The sequence below is a fragment of the Oceanobacillus sp. FSL K6-3682 genome (assembly GCF_037976165.1).
GTDB classification, from domain to species: domain Bacteria; phylum Bacillota; class Bacilli; order Bacillales; family Amphibacillaceae; genus Oceanobacillus; species Oceanobacillus sojae.
This window is the reverse complement of the sequence record NZ_CP150263.1, coordinates 4,415,024-4,432,520: the sequence shown is the minus strand read 5'-3', so window position 1 is coordinate 4,432,520 and position 17,497 is coordinate 4,415,024. Positions and strand designations below refer to the sequence as shown.

Below are 17,497 nucleotides of genomic sequence, written 5' to 3'. Positions count from 1 at the left end.
AATACATTTATGATAGAATGATATATCAGAATTAGGAGGTTTATCAGCAAATGTCATTAGAAAAAAACTATGAAGCTATTCAGAATGAGCTGATTCAAATCAGTAATCAATTATATGAAAATCCAGAACTGGGAGATCAGGAATTTGAATCCATGAAGTTACTGGTTAAATATTTAAAATCCTATGATTTTGAAGTAGAAACAGGTATCGTCGATCGCCCGACTGCTTTTCGTGCAGAGTATACAAGCGGTAAGCCGGGGCCAACTATTGCTTATTTGGCAGAGTATGATGCGCTGCCAGGAATTGGACATGGCTGCGGACATAATTTAATTGCTACATTTGCTGTTGGAGCAGGGGTGATTCTGCGTCAGCATGTAGATGAAATTGGCGGGAAAGTAGTTGTCTTAGGCACACCTGCAGAAGAAACGAGCGGTGCGAAAGTACCGATGAGCGAGCAGGGTACTTTTGACGATATTGATGTAGCAATGATGGTGCATGGTGCAGACGTATCTTCGGAAAGTGGTCCGATGCTGGCAATGGATGCTCTTCAATTTGACTTTACTGGTAAGGCAGCGCATGCAGCAGCGTCTCCAGAAAAAGGAATTAATGCATTAGACGCAGTGATTCAATTATTTAATGGAATAAATGCACTTCGTGAACATGTTCCAGATGATGTGAGAATTCATGGGATTATTACAAAAGGCGGAGAAGCAGCGGGAATTGTACCAGCAGAAGCCACAGCACAATTTTACATTCGTGCTAATGAGCGGAAATTAGTGGATGAGCTGGGCGCGAAGGTCAGAAATATTGCTGAAGGAGCCTGCTTGATGACGGGGGCTTCTGTAGAAATTTCCAACTATGAGCTGAGCTACGATAATATGATTACCAACCAGGCTCTATCAGATACATTTACCAGGCATATGAAGTCGTATAGTGCCAACCCTGTTTATCCAGCTGTTCCGGCAACAGGATCTGCGGATATGGGAAATGTTAGTCAGGTTGTTCCATCTATTCATCCATATGCCGGTTTAAATGAGCCGGGACTTGTTTTCCACACAACAGAATTTGCAGAAAAAACCATAACGCCAGATGGAGAAGCAGCGATTCATGATGCAGTTCTATCATTGGCACATACAGGATACGACATTATAGTCAACAAAGATTTACTACATGCGATTAAAGAAGAATTTGAAAATCAGTAAGTAAAAACGAGAGGGTATCTCATCGTAACAGGTAGTTTATTTCTTTAATTAAAAGTTGTAAACTGCCTGTTTTTTATTGTAAAAGCTTTTCAAAAACTGAAAAAGGAGATGTTACCATGAGCGAAAATGTTAATACAGCGGGAAGTACACAAGAGCCGAAAAAGAAAAAATGGGAATTTCCGCATGTTTTTGCTCTCATGTTTGGACTGATTATTATTACAGCAATATTGACATACTTTATTCCAGCTGGAGAGTACGAACGAGAAACAACCATTGTCAATGACACAGAGAGAACGGTTGTTATTAACGATACATATCATGAAGCAGAAGGAAGTCCAACTGGATTTTTTGAAATCTTTCAAACGATTCATAAGGGGATGACACAAAGCGCTGATATTATTTTCTTTATCTTTATTGTCGGCGGAGCTTTTGGAATTTTAAATGCAACGAAAGCCATTGAAACAGGACTTGCGAATTTATCAATGAAAATGGCGAACCGGGAAATTTACTTGATTCCTGTAGTAATGACACTCTTTGCTCTAGGCGGGGGAACATTTGGAATGTCAGAGGAGACAATTCCATTTATTATGATTCTGGTGCCTTTAGCGATGAAATTAGGGTTTGATTCCTTAGTTGGTGCAGGGATGGTTATTGTCGGTTCCTGTGCAGGATTTACAGCTTCATTTATGAATCCATTTACTGTTGGAGTAGCTCAAGGGATTGCCGAGTTACCGACATTCTCTGGAATGGGTGTCCGTCTTGTGATGTGGGCTATCTTTGTTACATTTAGTATAGCGTTTGTCATGATTTATGCGAAAAAAGTAAAGAAAAACCCAGAGAAAAGCCTAATGTACAAGATTGATAAGCAAAGAAATTTTGATGATTCCTTAGATGGACATTATACAAAATTGACTGGCAGACAAGCTATTATTATTGGATTATTGGTAGCCACAATTATTATTTTAGCAATTGGAGTCATCTATTTTGACTGGTTTATTATGGAGATAGCTTCTCTTTTCTTAATTATGGGGATTATCGCCGGCTTTGTCGGTAAGCTGCGTGTAAATGAAATTGCCGGTTCCTTTATTGACGGCTGTAAAGAGCTTCTTGTCGGAGCGCTGGTTGTCGGTTTTGCATATGGAATTCTTGTTGTTTTAGAGGAAAGTAATACAATTGATACAATTTTATTTGCTGCATCCAGTCTGGTAAGCCAGCTTCCTACTGCTTTTTCTGCAATAGGAATGTATGCATTCCAGAGTGCTCTTAACTTTTTAGTTCCGTCTGGAAGTGGACAGGCTGCTTTAACAATGCCAATTATGACACCATTATCAGATCTTACGGGAGTGAGCAGACAGACAGCGGTAATGGCATTCCAGTTGGGTGATGGGATATCAAATGCGATTACTCCAACATCCGGAGTTTTGATGGCTTCCTTAGCGATTGCTAAAATTCCATGGACAACCTGGTTCCGGTGGGTTATTCCGTTGATTCTTCTGTCTTATCTTGTTGGAGGCATTATTCTTACGATTGTCCATATGTTTATTTGGACGGTTTAACTAAAATAACAAACAAAAAAATTCCTTTCTGATTACAGAAAGGAATTTTTTTGTTTGCAGAGAAAAACGGGAGGTCATTTCTTATTAAATTAATGAAGCCTCAGCTAAAGGGTAACTCAGTATTTTTAAATTATTTTATTTATTTGATTATTTTTACTTTATGATTCTCTCTTAAAGTAATGATACTTTTGACCGATATAAAGTTTATGACTATTTATATACATACTAGGAGGATACAAGATTGGGAAAGAGAGAAAAAACAAAATCATTAAGTTTAAGAAATAGGCTAATTGTATCATTTTTAATTATATTATTATTACCTAGCATAGCTATTGGGACTATTTCCTATCAAAGTGCAAAATCTAATATAGAGGATAGTATGCTGGATTCTACTCAGAAAAATGTAGAAATTATGCGACAGACGATCGACCAATTTATGAATGATCAGATGGATAACATTGAATATTTATCGACAGCCATTTCAACAACCGACATTGAAAATAATAAGGATGCAGCAACAAGCAAAATTTTAGAAGATATACAAAATGCTAAGGATGTTGCTTTTGAACAAACCTATGTAGGGACGGAAACAGGAGAATTTATGAATTATCCTACATCATTTCAAAATCCACCTGACTATGATCCGAGAGAAAGACCATGGTATCAGCAGGCGATGGAAGAAAAAGGAGAAATCATTGTAACGGATCCATATGTTTCTGCCTCCTCTAATCAAGTGGTGGTTACCATCGCAAAAGCTGCCGCAGATAATAACGGCGTTGTTGCGGTTAACCTGGAGCTCGGAAGTCTTACGGATATTATCAATTCAGTCACTATCGGTAAAAATGGTTATTTATTCCTGTTGGACGGAGATTATAAATATATTAGTCATCCTGATATGGAGGCTGGGACAGAAGCATCAGAAGCATTTTTTGATAAATTATATGAATCGGAGACAGGGCAATTCAATTACAGCTTCGAAGGTGATCAAAAGCAATTAGCATTTGATACCAGTGAGATAACAGGCTGGAAAATTGCGGGAACGATGTTTGATAGTGAGATAGCTGAAAATGTCAGCCCAATTTTAAATACGACTGTATTTGTTATTATTATTGCTCTTATTTTAGGTACGGTATTAATTGTATTTATCATTCGTTCTATTTCTAAACCTATTAATCATTTAGCTGATGCAAGTAATACAATGAGTCAGGGAGACTTAAGTGTCAGCGTGAATTTAGATCGAAAAGATGAAATAGGGACTTTAGCGCTTTCGTTTAATAAAATGCGTGAGAATTTAAATGGGATCATTCAGCAGGTTAGAGATAAATCAAATCATTTAGCTTCTTCTGCAGAGGAACTAAATGCAAGCACAGACCAGAACACCTCTGCTACAGAACAAATTTCTGCCTCCATGCAGGAAGCTGCTGAAGGAATGAATAGTCTTAATACCAGCATTACACACAGTTCAAAGCTGGCACAGGAAATGACGGAGTCCATCTATAATATTGAATCCAGCTCTAATCAGGTTTCAGATACAGCAACAGATGCGATGACGGCGGTAAAAGAAGGGAACACTGCATTAAGTACTACTATTGATCAAATGGAGTACATCAAGAAAAATACGTATGAACTGTCCAATAATATTCAAGGGCTTGGTAACCAGTCGGCTCAGATAAGTAATATTATTGACGTTATTACAGATATATCAGAGCAGACGAATTTACTTGCCTTAAACGCGACGATAGAAGCAGCAAGAGCGGGAGAGCATGGGAAAGGATTTGCTGTTGTGGCAGATGAAGTTCGGAAATTAGCTGAGAAATCTTCCGATTCTGCAGAACAGATAAAAGATATGATTAATGCAATTCAAAATGAAACAACGAATACTGTAAATGCCATGAAAGCTGCAACGGATGAAGTAGAAAAAGGAATCAGTATCGCCAATAATGCAGATAAATCGTTCACGAATATAACAGGCTATGTAGATTCGATAACAAATCAAATTATGCAGGTTAATGCTGGAATTCAAGAAATCGCAGCTACAACAAAACATTTTACGAATACATTTGAAGAGGTGGGGTCCATTGGGGATGCTGTATCGCAGGAAACAGAAAATGTTTCTGCATCTACACAACAGCAGCTTGCTTCCATGGAGGAGATTGCAAACTCAGCTTCAGATCTGACTAGTGTTGCAGAAGATCTACAGCAGCTGGTAGAAAACTTTAAGCTGTCTGATCGTTAATAATCCATTCATGCAGTGAAATATTGATTGCATCTTTTAAAAACTTTTTATTTCTAATCGGATAGAGAGGAGAATGATTTCCTTTCTATCCGATTAATTTGTGTAAAAAGATGTTTAGGCAGATGGACCTGATAAAGTGATGCTGTAAAAAAGAACTGTTACGTAGCAAGTGTTACATTGCAACAAAAATTTTCGCTTGGATCTCTTTATCTTCCCTCTGCAAACACCCACGTTAAATGATAGGTTTATGTACCAGTAATAGACCTAAAAATTAAAAGAAAAGTTCAATAGCGATTCGATATTTTTCTAATTTATTTTAAACCAACGGCGCAACAATCCCTAGAATAACAAAGCTCCATATTGCGATTACAATTGCCGGCATATCGACGTGCGTATCAACATGTGTATTGAACAGCCGCTGTACATATTCTCCTGTGATAACGGCAAATAGACCGAATAGGGCTGCCAGCCACGGACTTCCCAGTGCAATTGCTGCAAAACCCGCAACCATGGATACGTGGTGGGAGACAGGAAATTTTAATCCAAAATATAAGAAAATCAGAGACGCTGCACTAATGGTGAAACCGATGTTGTTTATATCTAAGGCAATTGCTGCATAACCTACCAGACCTGCAAATGAAAATCCCCAAATAGCGTTGAAAAGTAACATTTTTCCTGAGAACGGAAAGCGTTTTTCATTCGCAGGGAAGATACCTGTTAAACCGGAATGACCGAATAAGAAACGCGTAATAATAGCAAAAGTAACAACGGTTAAAGCAATGGTATCGATCGGAATATCTAAAACAGGTCCATATAAATATTGAACTAAATAACCTAAAATACCAAATATTCCCCCAACGATAAGCACCATTGGATCTGTTGTTTTAAACAATGGAACAGTTGTATCTGCACCGTCAACATGTCTGTCATCTTCAGCAAAAATTTTCTCTTTATCCTCATGATCTCCAAGAACAGTCTTTGCATCGACTGGATTTGTAAGAAATGCAGCATTCTCTAAACGTTTTTTACTGATTCTGCCTGCATATGCAGCCGCTGCCACAGCGCCGACAAAGGCTACATGTGGACCGAAAAACGGACCGAAAGCAACATGATCTAAGATCAGTGTACTGCCGGCTGCTACAGCTGCAGCAACGCCGGCCATTCCTAGGAACCCGGTAAAGATAAAGGCTGTCGTACCCCCGATAAGTGCACCAAATACACCGCCGCCAAAAGCAGCTAAAATCATTACTAAAGACATTCTGATTCCTCCCTGAAAATTGAAATTTATCCTTCTGCTATAAAAGTAATAAAAATCGGCCTGCCTTGTCTGAGAAATGATCAATGTAACTTGAAAAAATTAGAAAATACATTCTGATCTAAAATAACTTATAAATAAGAATGAAGAGACTGTAGTTCATTGCAGATGAAAGTATTATGAGAAACAAGGAATACTTTCGTATCTGCATAGTTGCTTGCGTTAATAAGAAAAAATACTTCCTGCCCAACGGTAGAGAAGAAGATGCATAGCTTGTGGAAAATATTAAGCTCTTAGATGATTAATAATCTAGATAGATTGGTTAATAGGCTATCTATTTAAATTCTTTATTTCTAATCGGGCGGAGAAGGAAATCCATTAATTTACTCTCTGCCCGATTAATTTTATTTTCTTACATAATAATTATCTAAGAAATGTTAACCCTTTCATTTTACTGCAGAGACTTGTTTTTCTGCTCTTTGTTTAAACAGGTCGCCTAAATCAGATAAGGTATCTGAGACAGTAACAAAATTTTCTAATAACTGGTTATATTTCGCAACGCGCTCTGGATCTGGCTTAATAACAAGCTCTATCTCATGAATCGCATCAATTTTTTCATAATCATTCCAAAGTCCTGTCCCAACAGCAGCCAATGCGGCAGCACCTAAAGCAGCAGCCTGCTGATCCACATTTGTTTTCAAAATAGTAACATCATAACCGTCAGCGGAGATTTGACGCCACAGCTCACTTCTGGCACCGCCGCCTACAACGAGCATTTCATCGCTTACATTAGTAAGTTCACGAATCTTATCAAGGCAGATTCTCTGTCCTAAAGTGATCCCTTCCATAGCTGCACGGTATAAATCAGCCTGGGTATGGTTGGAGCTGAGCCCAATGTATCCACCTTGGATATTCAAGCTTTTATCAATAGGCAGGCCACCGCCAAGGCTTGGATTAAAAATGAGACCTCTTGATCCAATTGGAGATTGAGCTGCTTTCTCTGTTATTAAATCATAAGGGTCTTTTCCCAGTTTTTCTGCTTCTTCCTTCTCCGAATGAGCAAACTGGTCTCTGATCCAGCGGAAGCTTGTTCCTCCGGCAGCCAAGCATAGAGCATTGGCATAGTAGCCTGGAATAACATGTGTGAAAATATAAGGTCTGGAATCATTGTCCAGCAATGGTTTTTGTGAAGAAATAGCAATCCAGGAAGAAGATCCCTGTGAATTATAGATTCTGCCTTCTTTAAATGCTTTCGCTCCTAACGCCATACAGGAATTATCTACGCCGCCGCAAACAATCTGTGTATTTTCAGATAAGCCAATTTCTTTTGCAACCTCTGGAAGAATTGTTCCTACAACTGCATCTGAAGCAATAATTTCAGGGAAAATATGCTTGGGAAGCCCTGTTGCCTCTAAAAGCTCATCAGAATATTGCCAGCCGACAAGGTCATATACACCATATCCGGATGCGTAGGAATAGTCTGTCCGAACTTCTCCGGTTAATTTAAAGTTAATATAGTCTTTTGTCCCAACTACTTTATCAATCTTTTCATACATATCAGGCTCATTATTTTTATACCAAAGAATCTTGAATGCAGCATAGTTTGCCGGCTTTAGTCCATTTCCAGTCAGCATATACCATTTTTCTTCATCATATCGGCTGAAGAAATCGGCAACTTCTTTTTCTGCACGGTAATCTGACCAGATAGGAGTAGATTCACGCAGCAGATTTTTCTCTTTGTCTAAAGGAACAACTCCCAGACTATGTCCAGAAATACCGCAACAATGAATATCCTTTGGATTTACACCTGATTTTTCAATTAATACCTGTGTGCTTTTGACAATAGCATTCCACCACTCTTCGGGCTTCTGTTCATGCCAATTATTATGTGGGAAATAGGTCGGGTATTCTACAAAGACAGACTCCAGACAATTACCATCAAGATCATATAGGGATGCTTTATTTCCTCCTGTACCAAGATCATACGCAATTATTCTTTTCGTCATTATTACTTCCCCCTTTTGGTTTATTAAAATTTGTCATAGTTTCATAACTGCTGTTCTATAAATCTCAGTTAGCTGTGCTCTGTTTTGCCGCCCCAAGCTGATTAGAAACAAATTTCTATTCATGTTTGAGGCGGGTCTGTTGAACAGGTCTGATTGTAATTAGTTACAGGATGCGAACGGATACAGTCTATTTAATAGCCACCATCTAAATCCTGGTTGTTATCTTTTACAATCAACTGGCCTGCTTTCACTCTTTCTGCAGCCTCGTCTAAAATTTTCACTGTACCGCGGGTCCCTATACGAACAGAGCCTGTAGACAGTACGGCTAAGGTTTGGTCTAAATCCCTGACCCCGCCGGCAGATTTGACCTCTATATGGTCTGAAACACTCTCGCGCATCGTTTTTAAGTCTTCTATTTTAGAACCAGTAGGAGCATAGCCAGTACTGGTTTTTACAAAGTCAGTTCCTGCTCTTTCAGCAATTTCACAAGCTTTCATGATTTGTTCAGGTGTTAAATAGTGATTTTCAAAGATGACTTTTACCTTTGCCCCCATAGAATGTGCCACATCTACAACAGCTTTAATATCATTTTCCACATAGTCATATTCTTCAGATAAGAAACGGCCGATATTCATGACCATATCTACCTCAACAGCGCCTTTTTCAATAGCATCCTTTGTTTCAAAAGCCTTGGATTCTGTTGTTGCTGTTCCATGCGGGAAGCCAATGACGGTTGTAGGAAGAACATCAGTCCCTTCCAGCGCTTCACATACGATTGGTAAATCAGAAGGGCGGACACAAACAGAAACACAATTATATTTTTTTGCAATCTCGCAGCCCTCTATTAATTCTTTAACAGTGATATCGGGGCGCAGCAAAGAATGATCAACGGTTGCTGCAATTCCCTCTACTGTGATAGGATCTCCACTTTTGAATCTGGTAACTTGTAATGTCATAGTTTATCGTCTCCTTTTGAAAATGAAAGTTATTATAAAACCTTATGTCCTTTTACTGCAGTCCAAATCATAAACCATTGCTCTGGAGTTAACTGATAATTTAATGCATTCACAGGGGTCTTAACGAGATCAATTTCTCCTGACCCGGTAATAGGGATTAATCCCGCCGGGTGAGAAAGAAGCCAGGTAAATACTACTTCACCAATATCATTTGCTCCAACCTCTTCACGGATAATTTCCAGCGTCTCTCTCAATCTCTGTTCTGCATCTCCTGTACCTGTGAAAATTCTTCCACCTGCTAAGGGTGACCAAATCATAGGATGGATTCTCTCTTGAAGGGCCGCATCCATGGTTCCATTTTCGATATTCTCCATGTTTAACGGAGATAATTCGATTTGGTTTGTTACTAAGGGAACGCTTACATAAGATTTCAGTGTTCTATATTGCTCAGGTAAATGGTTAGAAACTCCGAATGTTTTTACTTTTCCGCTGGTATGAAGCTTATCAAATGCGGCAGCTACTTCTTCCGGGTTCACGAATTGGCTTGGTCTATGCAACAGAAGCGTATCAATATAGTCTGTGCCCATATATTTCATAGATTTTTCTACCTGCTGGATAATATATTCCTCGCTGTAGTTATAATATTTAACGCGAGCAGTTTCCGATTTATAAACGATACCGCATTTTGTAACAATTTCCATCCTATTTCTTAATGAAGGATTTTTCTTTAAAGCGTTCCCAAATATTTCTTCTGCTGTATAGTTGCCATAAATATCTGCATGATCCATTGTGGTGATACCGAGATCCATGCACTCTTCTACAAAATGGATTAACTCTGCATCTGTTAAGTTCCAATCAGCTAAGCGCCAAAAACCTAGTGCAATGCGTGAAAAAGAAACATCTTTCCCTAATGAAACGCGTTCCATATAAAAATCATCCTCTCCTGATTTTATAATTAAAATTAATAATTGTTCATTTGAACAGTTATTGTTATTTTGTTCAAATCTTGATATTATAATAGCAACATTAAGAATGTTTTTCAAGTAATAATTTAATTAAAATAAAAAAAGGTTCAACCTTTATGTAAAGATTGAACCTCTATGTAAGTAATCTGTTGAGTCAAAATCAAATTACTTTAACGAAATCAAGAAGAATGATTCGCTAAGTATTCTGCTGTTTCTTTGTCCGTAACAAGAATGTCAATATACCCTGCTTTTAATGCTGCGAGTGTTGAAGCATGTTTCTCTTTTCCTTCTACAACACATATTTTTATAGGAATATTGAATAAAGCTTCTTTATCAATACCGATACTGCGATTGCTGATACTGGAGCAGCACTCTTGTCCATCACTGTTTAAGAAAGCGATTGATACAAGGTCGCATACGGCATTATTTTTTTCCATTTCAGAAAGGTCACTCTTTGAAAAGTATTCTACTTTGTGAATACTGCTGGAAGTAAACATTGGATTGCCAAGACTAAAGAAAGCAATATCTGCCTCCGCTGTCCGTTGAATAACTGTTGAGATAGAAGAATCATTCAGGAAGGTTTCCCGTTCCATCTGGCTTTGTACTAATGCCGGTGCATTAATAGAAATAGATTTTCCCTCAGTCTTATGTGCCATTTCTGAAGCGATAGAAGAAGAGTGGACATGGGGCATACTGATACTGTGCCCGCCAATGATAGATGCAAATAAAACATCCTTTGTTTTTAATGGCTGCATATATTTACAGGTTTCCCGCAAGGTAGTTCCCCATCCTACCGCAACCGTAGCACCTTTAAAAAGTTTGTCCTGTAAACAAAGAGCAGCTGCGCTTTGGACTTGTTTCTTTGCGTCTTCCCCTGATTGATTATCTACAACAATTGCGTTTTTTAAGCCGTATTTATCTTTCAGCCCTTTTTCCAGCTCCAGAAAGGCACCGCTGTAATCTATAATAATTTTTACAATTCCTAAGTCTTTGGCTTTTTGCAGGGATCTGGATATCTTCATCCGTGATAACCCTGTGGAGTTAGCGATTTGCTGCTGGGACATATTCTTCTCGTAGTACATGTGGCATATAGAAATTAAAAGTCTATGATCCATTCCGTCACCTTCTTTCGTAAATCAACATCTGCTTTTATCTATTATAGCTTATCTAATTGTAATCTTCATTTCCATCATAAAGGATAGCTTGATATTTTCATAATTTTGGAATGTAAAGAGAGGACTTTTCAGATATAAAAAAGGTTATGAGCAGACTTTGTAAAGTCTGCTCATAACCTTTGCGCTTGAAACATTAAGAAATAGAAGCTTCATAGATAGAATCAACAGCTTTTTTCAGAGCTGCATCAAATTCTTCCTGAGATTGATTTGCATTTAAGTCCTGACTCAATGCTCTGGAGAAGCTGGCGATAAGTCCGTTATTGTCTTTTAATTTCGCGTTTGCGTCATCAGTGGAATACCCTCCGGATAATGCAACAACACGGACAACATTTGGATGATCAATTAATTCTCTATATAGGTTATTTTTCGTTGGAATAGTTAATTTCAGCATAACCAGCTGATCGGAATGAAGCTGGTTTAAATGCTCTAAAATTTCTGCTTTCAGAATATCTTCACTATCTTCTTTAGAGGGGCTGTTAATGTCCACTTCAGGCTCGATAATAGGAACCAGCCCAGCTGCAATAATCTGCTTTCCAATTTCAAATTGCTGGTCGACTACCTTTTTGATGCCTTCCGGGTTATCCTCTTTGATCACAGAGCGCATTTTTGTGCCGAAAATATGACGTTCATTTGCTCGGTCTAATGTCTCCTGTAAATTATCAATCGGCTTCATCAGCTGAACGCCGTCTGCTTCTTCTGCGAGCCCTTTGTCCACTTTCAGGAATGGAACGATGCCTTTTTCTTCAGCGAGATAATCACCTGTATATTTGCCTTCGATTTCACGATCCATGGTCTGTTCAAAAAGAATGGCACCAATAATCTGATCGGAATTAAAGGAAGGCGATGTAATAATTCTTGTCCGCATTTCGTGGACTAAATCAAACATTTCTTCTTCACCCTGATAAGCATCCTCCGGAATTCCATAGGCAGCTAAGGCCTTTGGTGTACTTCCTCCACTTTGATCCAGTGCTGCGATAAATCCTTTGTCATTTTTCATTTTTTCTAATTGGTTTTGCTGCATCACTTTCACTCCTTTTTTTGTTGAGCCGATAATCGGCTTTAAAAACAGTTTGAAGTAACCTCCATCTCCTATTGTAGCACTAAATAATTTTAGATTATAGTCTTCTGCGTGAAGGAAAGATATTTTCTTTTTTGAATCTATCAACAATTAAAGCTTAAAATAGACACTCTCTCTGTATTTTTATAAGATAAAAAGAAAAAGGTGGAAAAAGTATGCACGATATTACGAAAAAAAGAGTGAAGGCTTACCTGATTGATTTAGCTGTATCAACAACTGTCTCCCTGATAACGGAAAGCTTATTACAAAAGAAATTCAAGAGTCCGGCATACTATAATCTGGTTCATCCAACACTGATTCAATGGTCATTGGAATATGCCCAGTTGAAATGTGAAGGAAGAACACTTGGTTATAAACAGGCAGGGTTGAAGCTGGAAAGCACAAATGGCGAGAAGTTAACCAGCAGCCAGATTTTAAAACGTATGGCATATCGTGATTCGATAGGTGCGTTTAGTTATTTTAAAAATCGTGAAAAGTTTGAAGGACCAGATGGGAGTCAGTTTCCATATGAACGGTCAGCAGGGGTGAAGGTGAGAGAGGTATAAAGGAAAGTGAAAACGGCGATAGACCTAGGTAAAGGGGTATTGTCGTTTTTTTATTGAGATAAGCTTATCTTTACTTCTGCCCTCCCATAATATACAATTTATAGTAATTAAAAAATGGAATTTAAACAATTTTTACATATTTGAAAATATCTTGATAACCCTGATAACTGAACGCTGCTCTCCTAAAATATCATATACCTTGAAAACGGAAGGTGAATTTATGAATATTACCTATCTGCTCTTTTTTCTTTGTATTGTCGTTTGTACCCTGATTATTACTTATTGGGCGGCGAGACAAAGTAAAACGACGAATCAGTTTTATATTGCTGCAGGCAGCTTAACAGGTACTCAAAATGGGATGGCTATTGCAGGGGATTATATCAGCGCAGCTTCCTTTCTGGGTATAGTTGGTACTATTGCTATTAATGGCTTTGACGGTTTTTTGTATGCAATTGGATTTTTAGTTTCTTATTTAATTGTTTTATTTTTTATTGCTGAACCGGTGCATCATTTAGGAAAATATTCATTAGGAGATGTTATTTGCGCACGTTTTCCAAGCTATAAAATGCGGGGAATAATGGCTATTGGAGCTTTAATTATCTCCGTTTTTTATATGATTCCACAATTAGTTGCTGCAGGGCTGTTAATCAGGTTATTGCTTGATATTAATTATTCTGCTTCTGTGTTAATTATAGGATTATTGATGACTATTTATGTTGTTTTTGGAGGGATGTTTGCAACTTCCTGGGTGCAAATTGTTAAGACAGTGCTGCTTTTATCAGGTACATTTTTACTCGCACTTATTGTGCTTTCACGATTTAATTGGAGTATTTCAAGCCTATTAGAACAGGTTACACTTGGCTCGCCTTTAGGAGAGCAATTTTCATTGCCGGGTCATTTATTTAATAATCCTTTGGAAACGCTTTCCCTTCATCTTGCCTTAATACTAGGTACTGCAGGACTTCCGCATATTTTAATCCGGCTTTTTACAGTGCGGAATACGGTAGAGGTACGCAGGTCACTTTTAACAGCGAGCTGGATTATTGGTGCATTTTATTTGATTGCGCTTATTTTAGGATTGGGAGCCGTTGCTTTAGTTGGATTTGAAGAGCTGGTTAAGCTGGATCCGTTTGGGAATTTAGCTGCTCCATTATTAGCAGAGAGCCTGGGTGGAGATTTTTTAATGGCTTTTATCGCAGCAATAGCATTTACAACGATTGTCGCCGTTGTAGCTGGATTGGTCATTTCGGCAACGACCGCTTTTTCCCACGACATTTATTATCATATTATTAAAAAAGGGAACACCTCGGAAAGGAAACGTGTACGCGCAGCACGCTGGACGGCATTTTTTATCGGGCTTCTATCTACTTTACTTGCGCTTGGATTACGGCATATGAATGTAACCTTCCTCGTTTCCTTAACATTTATTGTTGCAGCATCCAGTAATTTGCCTGTACTTTTATTTACCATCTACTGGCGGCGCTTTAACCAGAGTGGAGCAATTACCGGAATGATCTCCGGATTAACAGTGTCCCTGCTGCTTTTACTTTTGGGACCGCATATCATGAATCCGGATGGCGGCTGGATTGCTGTCGATCCTTTAATCCCCCTTTATAATCCTGGGATAATTGCGATTCCTGCCGGATTTTTAGGAGCATATCTGGGAACGGTACTGTCACGGGAAAAAGAAAGTGCAATTCCATTTTCATCATTCTATCTTCGTGCGCAAACAGGGATTATCTTAAGGAGAGATCGATCGTGATGAATTTGACAGTCGTTTTATTCGAACGTTTAGGTCTATTATTAGTTATTGCCTTTGTTTTGACACGAAGTCCTGGGTTCAGGTCGCTGCTTTACAATGAGTTCAGCTTTAAAATGGCCGGGATTCATGCGTGCGTATTTGGTTTGTTCGGGATTGCGGGCACATTAACCGGAGTAGTAATCGGGAATGACTTCACAGTGGTGAATGAATTCGTTTGGAATGTAAAAGATGATCAAATGGTGGTAAGCTCCAGTCTGGTTGCTATTGTAATTGCCGGGCTGCTTGGAGGTCCGGCAGTTGGTTTAGGAGCCGGAATCATTGCCGGGACACATTTGTTTTTTCTCGGAGGAATCGGTTTTGTGGCTAACAGCCTCGTGAATCCGCTGACAGGACTGCTTGCTGGGTTTACGGCACGCTTTTTTTCGCAGGAGCGTGTTATATCACCGATAAAAGCACTGTTTATCGGCATATTTCCCCCGATATTATTGATGCATTTATTACTTATTTTTGATTCACAGGACAGAACAATGATTGAGCTGATTAATGTTATCGGCTTGCCGGTTGTATTATCCAACAGTATTGCTATTGCAATTTTTACAGCAATGATTGCTATTGTGCTCAGAGAACAGGAAAATGAAGCAGCATTTGCAACGAGACAGGCATTAACTATTGCTGAGGAGGCGTTGCCTTTTCTAAAGGAGGAATCATTTCAGAGCAAGGCAGAAGGACTCGCCGATTTGCTCTATGCACGCTTGAAATTAGCAGCTGTTACAGTGACAGACGAAAGGGAAGTAATGGCGCATAAGGGGTTGGGAGGAGATCATCATAAAATCGGCAATCGGTTAACAACACAAATTTCCAGACGGGCATTAGCATCAAAGGAGACACTGGTTGCTTACTCTAAGACAGAAATTCAATGTACGCATAAAAATTGTCCATTGGAAGCTGTAATTATTATCCCAATTTTGGAAGCGCAGCAAACCATCGGGCTGATTAAGTTATACTTTCGCAAGCCACAGCATATTGGTCCGGTAGAGCTGATGCTGGCTGAGGGGCTTGGTCAACTGATTGCTAATCAATTAAAAACAATTAAAGCAGAGCGGCTCGAATTGCATACCCGTGATGCAGAGTTAAGCAATTTACAAGCACAAATTAATCCGCATTTTCTATTTAATACACTGCATATGATCGCTGCATTATTTCGGAAAGATCCTGAAAAAGCAAGACATATAACAGTTCAATTAGCGCAATTTATGCGTTTTAACCTGAAGCTTGTATCGACGCAGCTTGTACCATTGGAAAAAGAAACAGAGCATGTAAAAGCGTATATCGAGATTATCCAGACCCGATTTACGAGCAGACTACAAATATATTTTTTACAGCCGGAAGGAATCTCTCACCTGTTAATCCCGCCGTCATCAATTCAGCCTTTAGTTGAAAATAGTGTCAGGCACGGGTTAGAACATGTTTCAGAGGAAGGAAGAATAGATGTGAGGATGGAGCGGTTTGATGAGCGGATAAAGATAAGTGTGCAGGATAATGGTCAAGGATTTCCTGATCATATTTTACAGCAGGCTGGAGAGACTGTACTGGCAGAAAAGCAGCATGGTGGAACAGGCTTATATAATGTCAACCAGCGCTTAATTAATCTGCTGGGTAAAGAAGCCCGCTTACATGTACGGAATTTGTCTGAAGGCGGAAGCGAGGTCTATTTTACTATTCCATATCGTGAAGATTAGAAAGGAAGATTTTTATGATGAAAATCCATACCATGGTTGCTGAAGATGAACAATTGGCACGTGAAGAATTGATATATTTATTGGAAAGGGAACAAGACATAAAGCTTCTGCCGAGTGCGGAGACAGGGGAGCAGCTGGTAGAACTGTATAAAGAGTATGAGCCCGATGTTATCTTTTTGGATGTGCATATGCCTGGTATGCGGGGGATAGAGGCTGCGAAGAAAATATTGGAGCTTGCTTATATAGAAACACCATTATTTATTTTTACAACTGCATATGATGATTATGCAGTCGAAGCTTTCGATATAGAAGCGGTTGACTATATGCTGAAGCCGTATGATACAGAGAGATTTCAAAAGGCAATGAATCGTCTCCGCAAGCGGATGCGGCAATTGAAAAGTAAAGATAAACAGTTATCAAAACAAAGTATTCCTTCATCAAGTAAGCTTTTAATCGATAATGATGACCGGACAATTGTCTTATCCCCTGATGCGATTTATTATGCTGTACCATATAAGCGGATGTTAGAGATTCACACAGAGGACAAGGTGATTTACAGCAGGATGTCATTACAGGAGCTGGAAAAGAAACTGCAAGGTCATGCTTTTTTCAGGACACATCGCAGCTACCTTGTTAATTTGAATCATATACAGGAGATTACACCATGGTTTAATGGGGCAAGCAACATCACATTACAGGATAAAAATCAGACGAAGATTCCAGTCAGCCGTACAGCAAGAAAGCATCTTTTTGATTTATTTGGCAGTTAACCATTGATGACAAAATTCCAACCGTTCAAACGTAATTTTAAACCATTGAAACAAATTCGCATACGTACGCATCCATCTTCCTTTATAATTTAGAAAGCGTTTACAAAAGGGTTAACAAAGGGTTGAAGGAGGAATGCCGAGCTTTAGAAAATAATAATTTTTAATGCTTGTTAAGGGAAAGGGTAAGAAGAGCTGAACGAATCATAAAGAGAGAAGCTGGTCAATGTTACTTTATGGAGCTGGAAGGTTTCT

The 17,497-nt window shown here is 38.8% G+C and carries 13 protein-coding genes; 7 read left to right on the top strand and 6 right to left on the bottom strand.

What is annotated here, in order from left to right:
* Positions 1 to 50: 50 nt before the first annotated feature.
* From MHH51_RS21470 to MHH51_RS21460, 3 genes are all read left to right on the top strand, one after another.
* Positions 51 to 1,202 carry a M20 family metallopeptidase gene (locus MHH51_RS21470; protein ID WP_147211821.1) on the top strand — a complete coding sequence of 384 codons (1,152 nt, stop codon included), beginning with the start codon at positions 51 to 53 and terminating at the stop codon, positions 1,200 to 1,202.
* Between the two features lie 116 nt (positions 1,203 to 1,318).
* Positions 1,319 to 2,758, top strand: a complete 1,440-nt coding sequence (locus MHH51_RS21465; RefSeq protein WP_147211820.1) for a YfcC family protein — start codon at positions 1,319 to 1,321, stop codon at positions 2,756 to 2,758.
* 241 nt (positions 2,759 to 2,999) lie between these two features.
* Positions 3,000 to 4,994 carry a methyl-accepting chemotaxis protein gene (locus MHH51_RS21460; RefSeq protein WP_339283511.1) on the top strand — a complete coding sequence of 665 codons (1,995 nt, stop codon included), beginning with the start codon at positions 3,000 to 3,002 and terminating at the stop codon, positions 4,992 to 4,994.
* Positions 4,995 to 5,310: 316 nt separating this feature from the next.
* Here the strand turns inward: MHH51_RS21460 and MHH51_RS21455 are convergent, their stop codons facing one another.
* The 6 genes from MHH51_RS21455 to MHH51_RS21430 all read right to left on the bottom strand — a co-directional run bounded on the left by MHH51_RS21455 (position 5,311) and on the right by MHH51_RS21430 (position 12,372).
* The gene (locus MHH51_RS21455; RefSeq protein ID WP_339283510.1) at positions 5,311 to 6,252 is read right to left on the bottom strand and encodes a hypothetical protein; all 942 of its coding nucleotides are present in this window, start codon (positions 6,250 to 6,252) and stop codon (positions 5,311 to 5,313) included.
* Positions 6,253 to 6,695: 443 nt separating this feature from the next.
* Entirely contained in the window at positions 6,696 to 8,255 is a 1,560-nt protein-coding gene (locus MHH51_RS21450) for an FGGY-family carbohydrate kinase (RefSeq protein WP_339283509.1), read from the bottom strand.
* 191 nt (positions 8,256 to 8,446) lie between these two features.
* Complete coding sequence (gene deoC, locus MHH51_RS21445; protein WP_339283508.1) at positions 8,447 to 9,211, bottom strand: deoxyribose-phosphate aldolase; 765 nt, start codon at positions 9,209 to 9,211, stop codon at positions 8,447 to 8,449.
* Positions 9,212 to 9,243: 32 nt separating this feature from the next.
* Positions 9,244 to 10,137: an aldo/keto reductase gene (locus tag MHH51_RS21440; RefSeq protein ID WP_339283506.1), complete on the bottom strand. Its 894-nt coding sequence runs from the start codon at positions 10,135 to 10,137 to the stop codon at positions 9,244 to 9,246.
* 218 nt (positions 10,138 to 10,355) lie between these two features.
* Positions 10,356 to 11,291 carry a sugar-binding transcriptional regulator gene (locus tag MHH51_RS21435; protein WP_339283504.1) on the bottom strand — a complete coding sequence of 312 codons (936 nt, stop codon included), beginning with the start codon at positions 11,289 to 11,291 and terminating at the stop codon, positions 10,356 to 10,358.
* Positions 11,292 to 11,484: 193 nt separating this feature from the next.
* On the bottom strand, positions 11,485 to 12,372 hold the full coding sequence (locus tag MHH51_RS21430) for a fructose bisphosphate aldolase (protein WP_147211810.1): 888 nt from the start codon (positions 12,370 to 12,372) through the stop codon (positions 11,485 to 11,487).
* A gap of 212 nt (positions 12,373 to 12,584) precedes the next feature.
* Here MHH51_RS21430 and MHH51_RS21425 point away from each other — a divergent pair, with 212 nt between their 5' ends.
* The 4 genes from MHH51_RS21425 to MHH51_RS21410 all read left to right on the top strand — a co-directional run bounded on the left by MHH51_RS21425 (position 12,585) and on the right by MHH51_RS21410 (position 17,245).
* A complete protein-coding gene (locus tag MHH51_RS21425; protein ID WP_339283502.1) occupies positions 12,585 to 12,974 on the top strand; it encodes an RDD family protein in 390 nt (129 codons plus the stop codon).
* 220 nt (positions 12,975 to 13,194) lie between these two features.
* A complete protein-coding gene (locus MHH51_RS21420) occupies positions 13,195 to 14,736 on the top strand; it encodes a cation acetate symporter (protein WP_222595744.1) in 1,542 nt (513 codons plus the stop codon).
* Positions 14,736 to 16,475 (top strand): LytS/YhcK type 5TM receptor domain-containing protein, encoded by a 1,740-nt coding sequence (locus tag MHH51_RS21415; protein ID WP_147211812.1) that lies wholly within the window; start codon positions 14,736 to 14,738, stop codon positions 16,473 to 16,475. The genes MHH51_RS21420 and MHH51_RS21415 overlap by 1 nt, the downstream gene beginning before the upstream one ends.
* 14 nt (positions 16,476 to 16,489) lie before the next feature.
* Positions 16,490 to 17,245: a LytTR family DNA-binding domain-containing protein gene (locus tag MHH51_RS21410; RefSeq protein WP_307725853.1), complete on the top strand. Its 756-nt coding sequence runs from the start codon at positions 16,490 to 16,492 to the stop codon at positions 17,243 to 17,245.
* Positions 17,246 to 17,497: the final 252 nt, after the last annotated feature.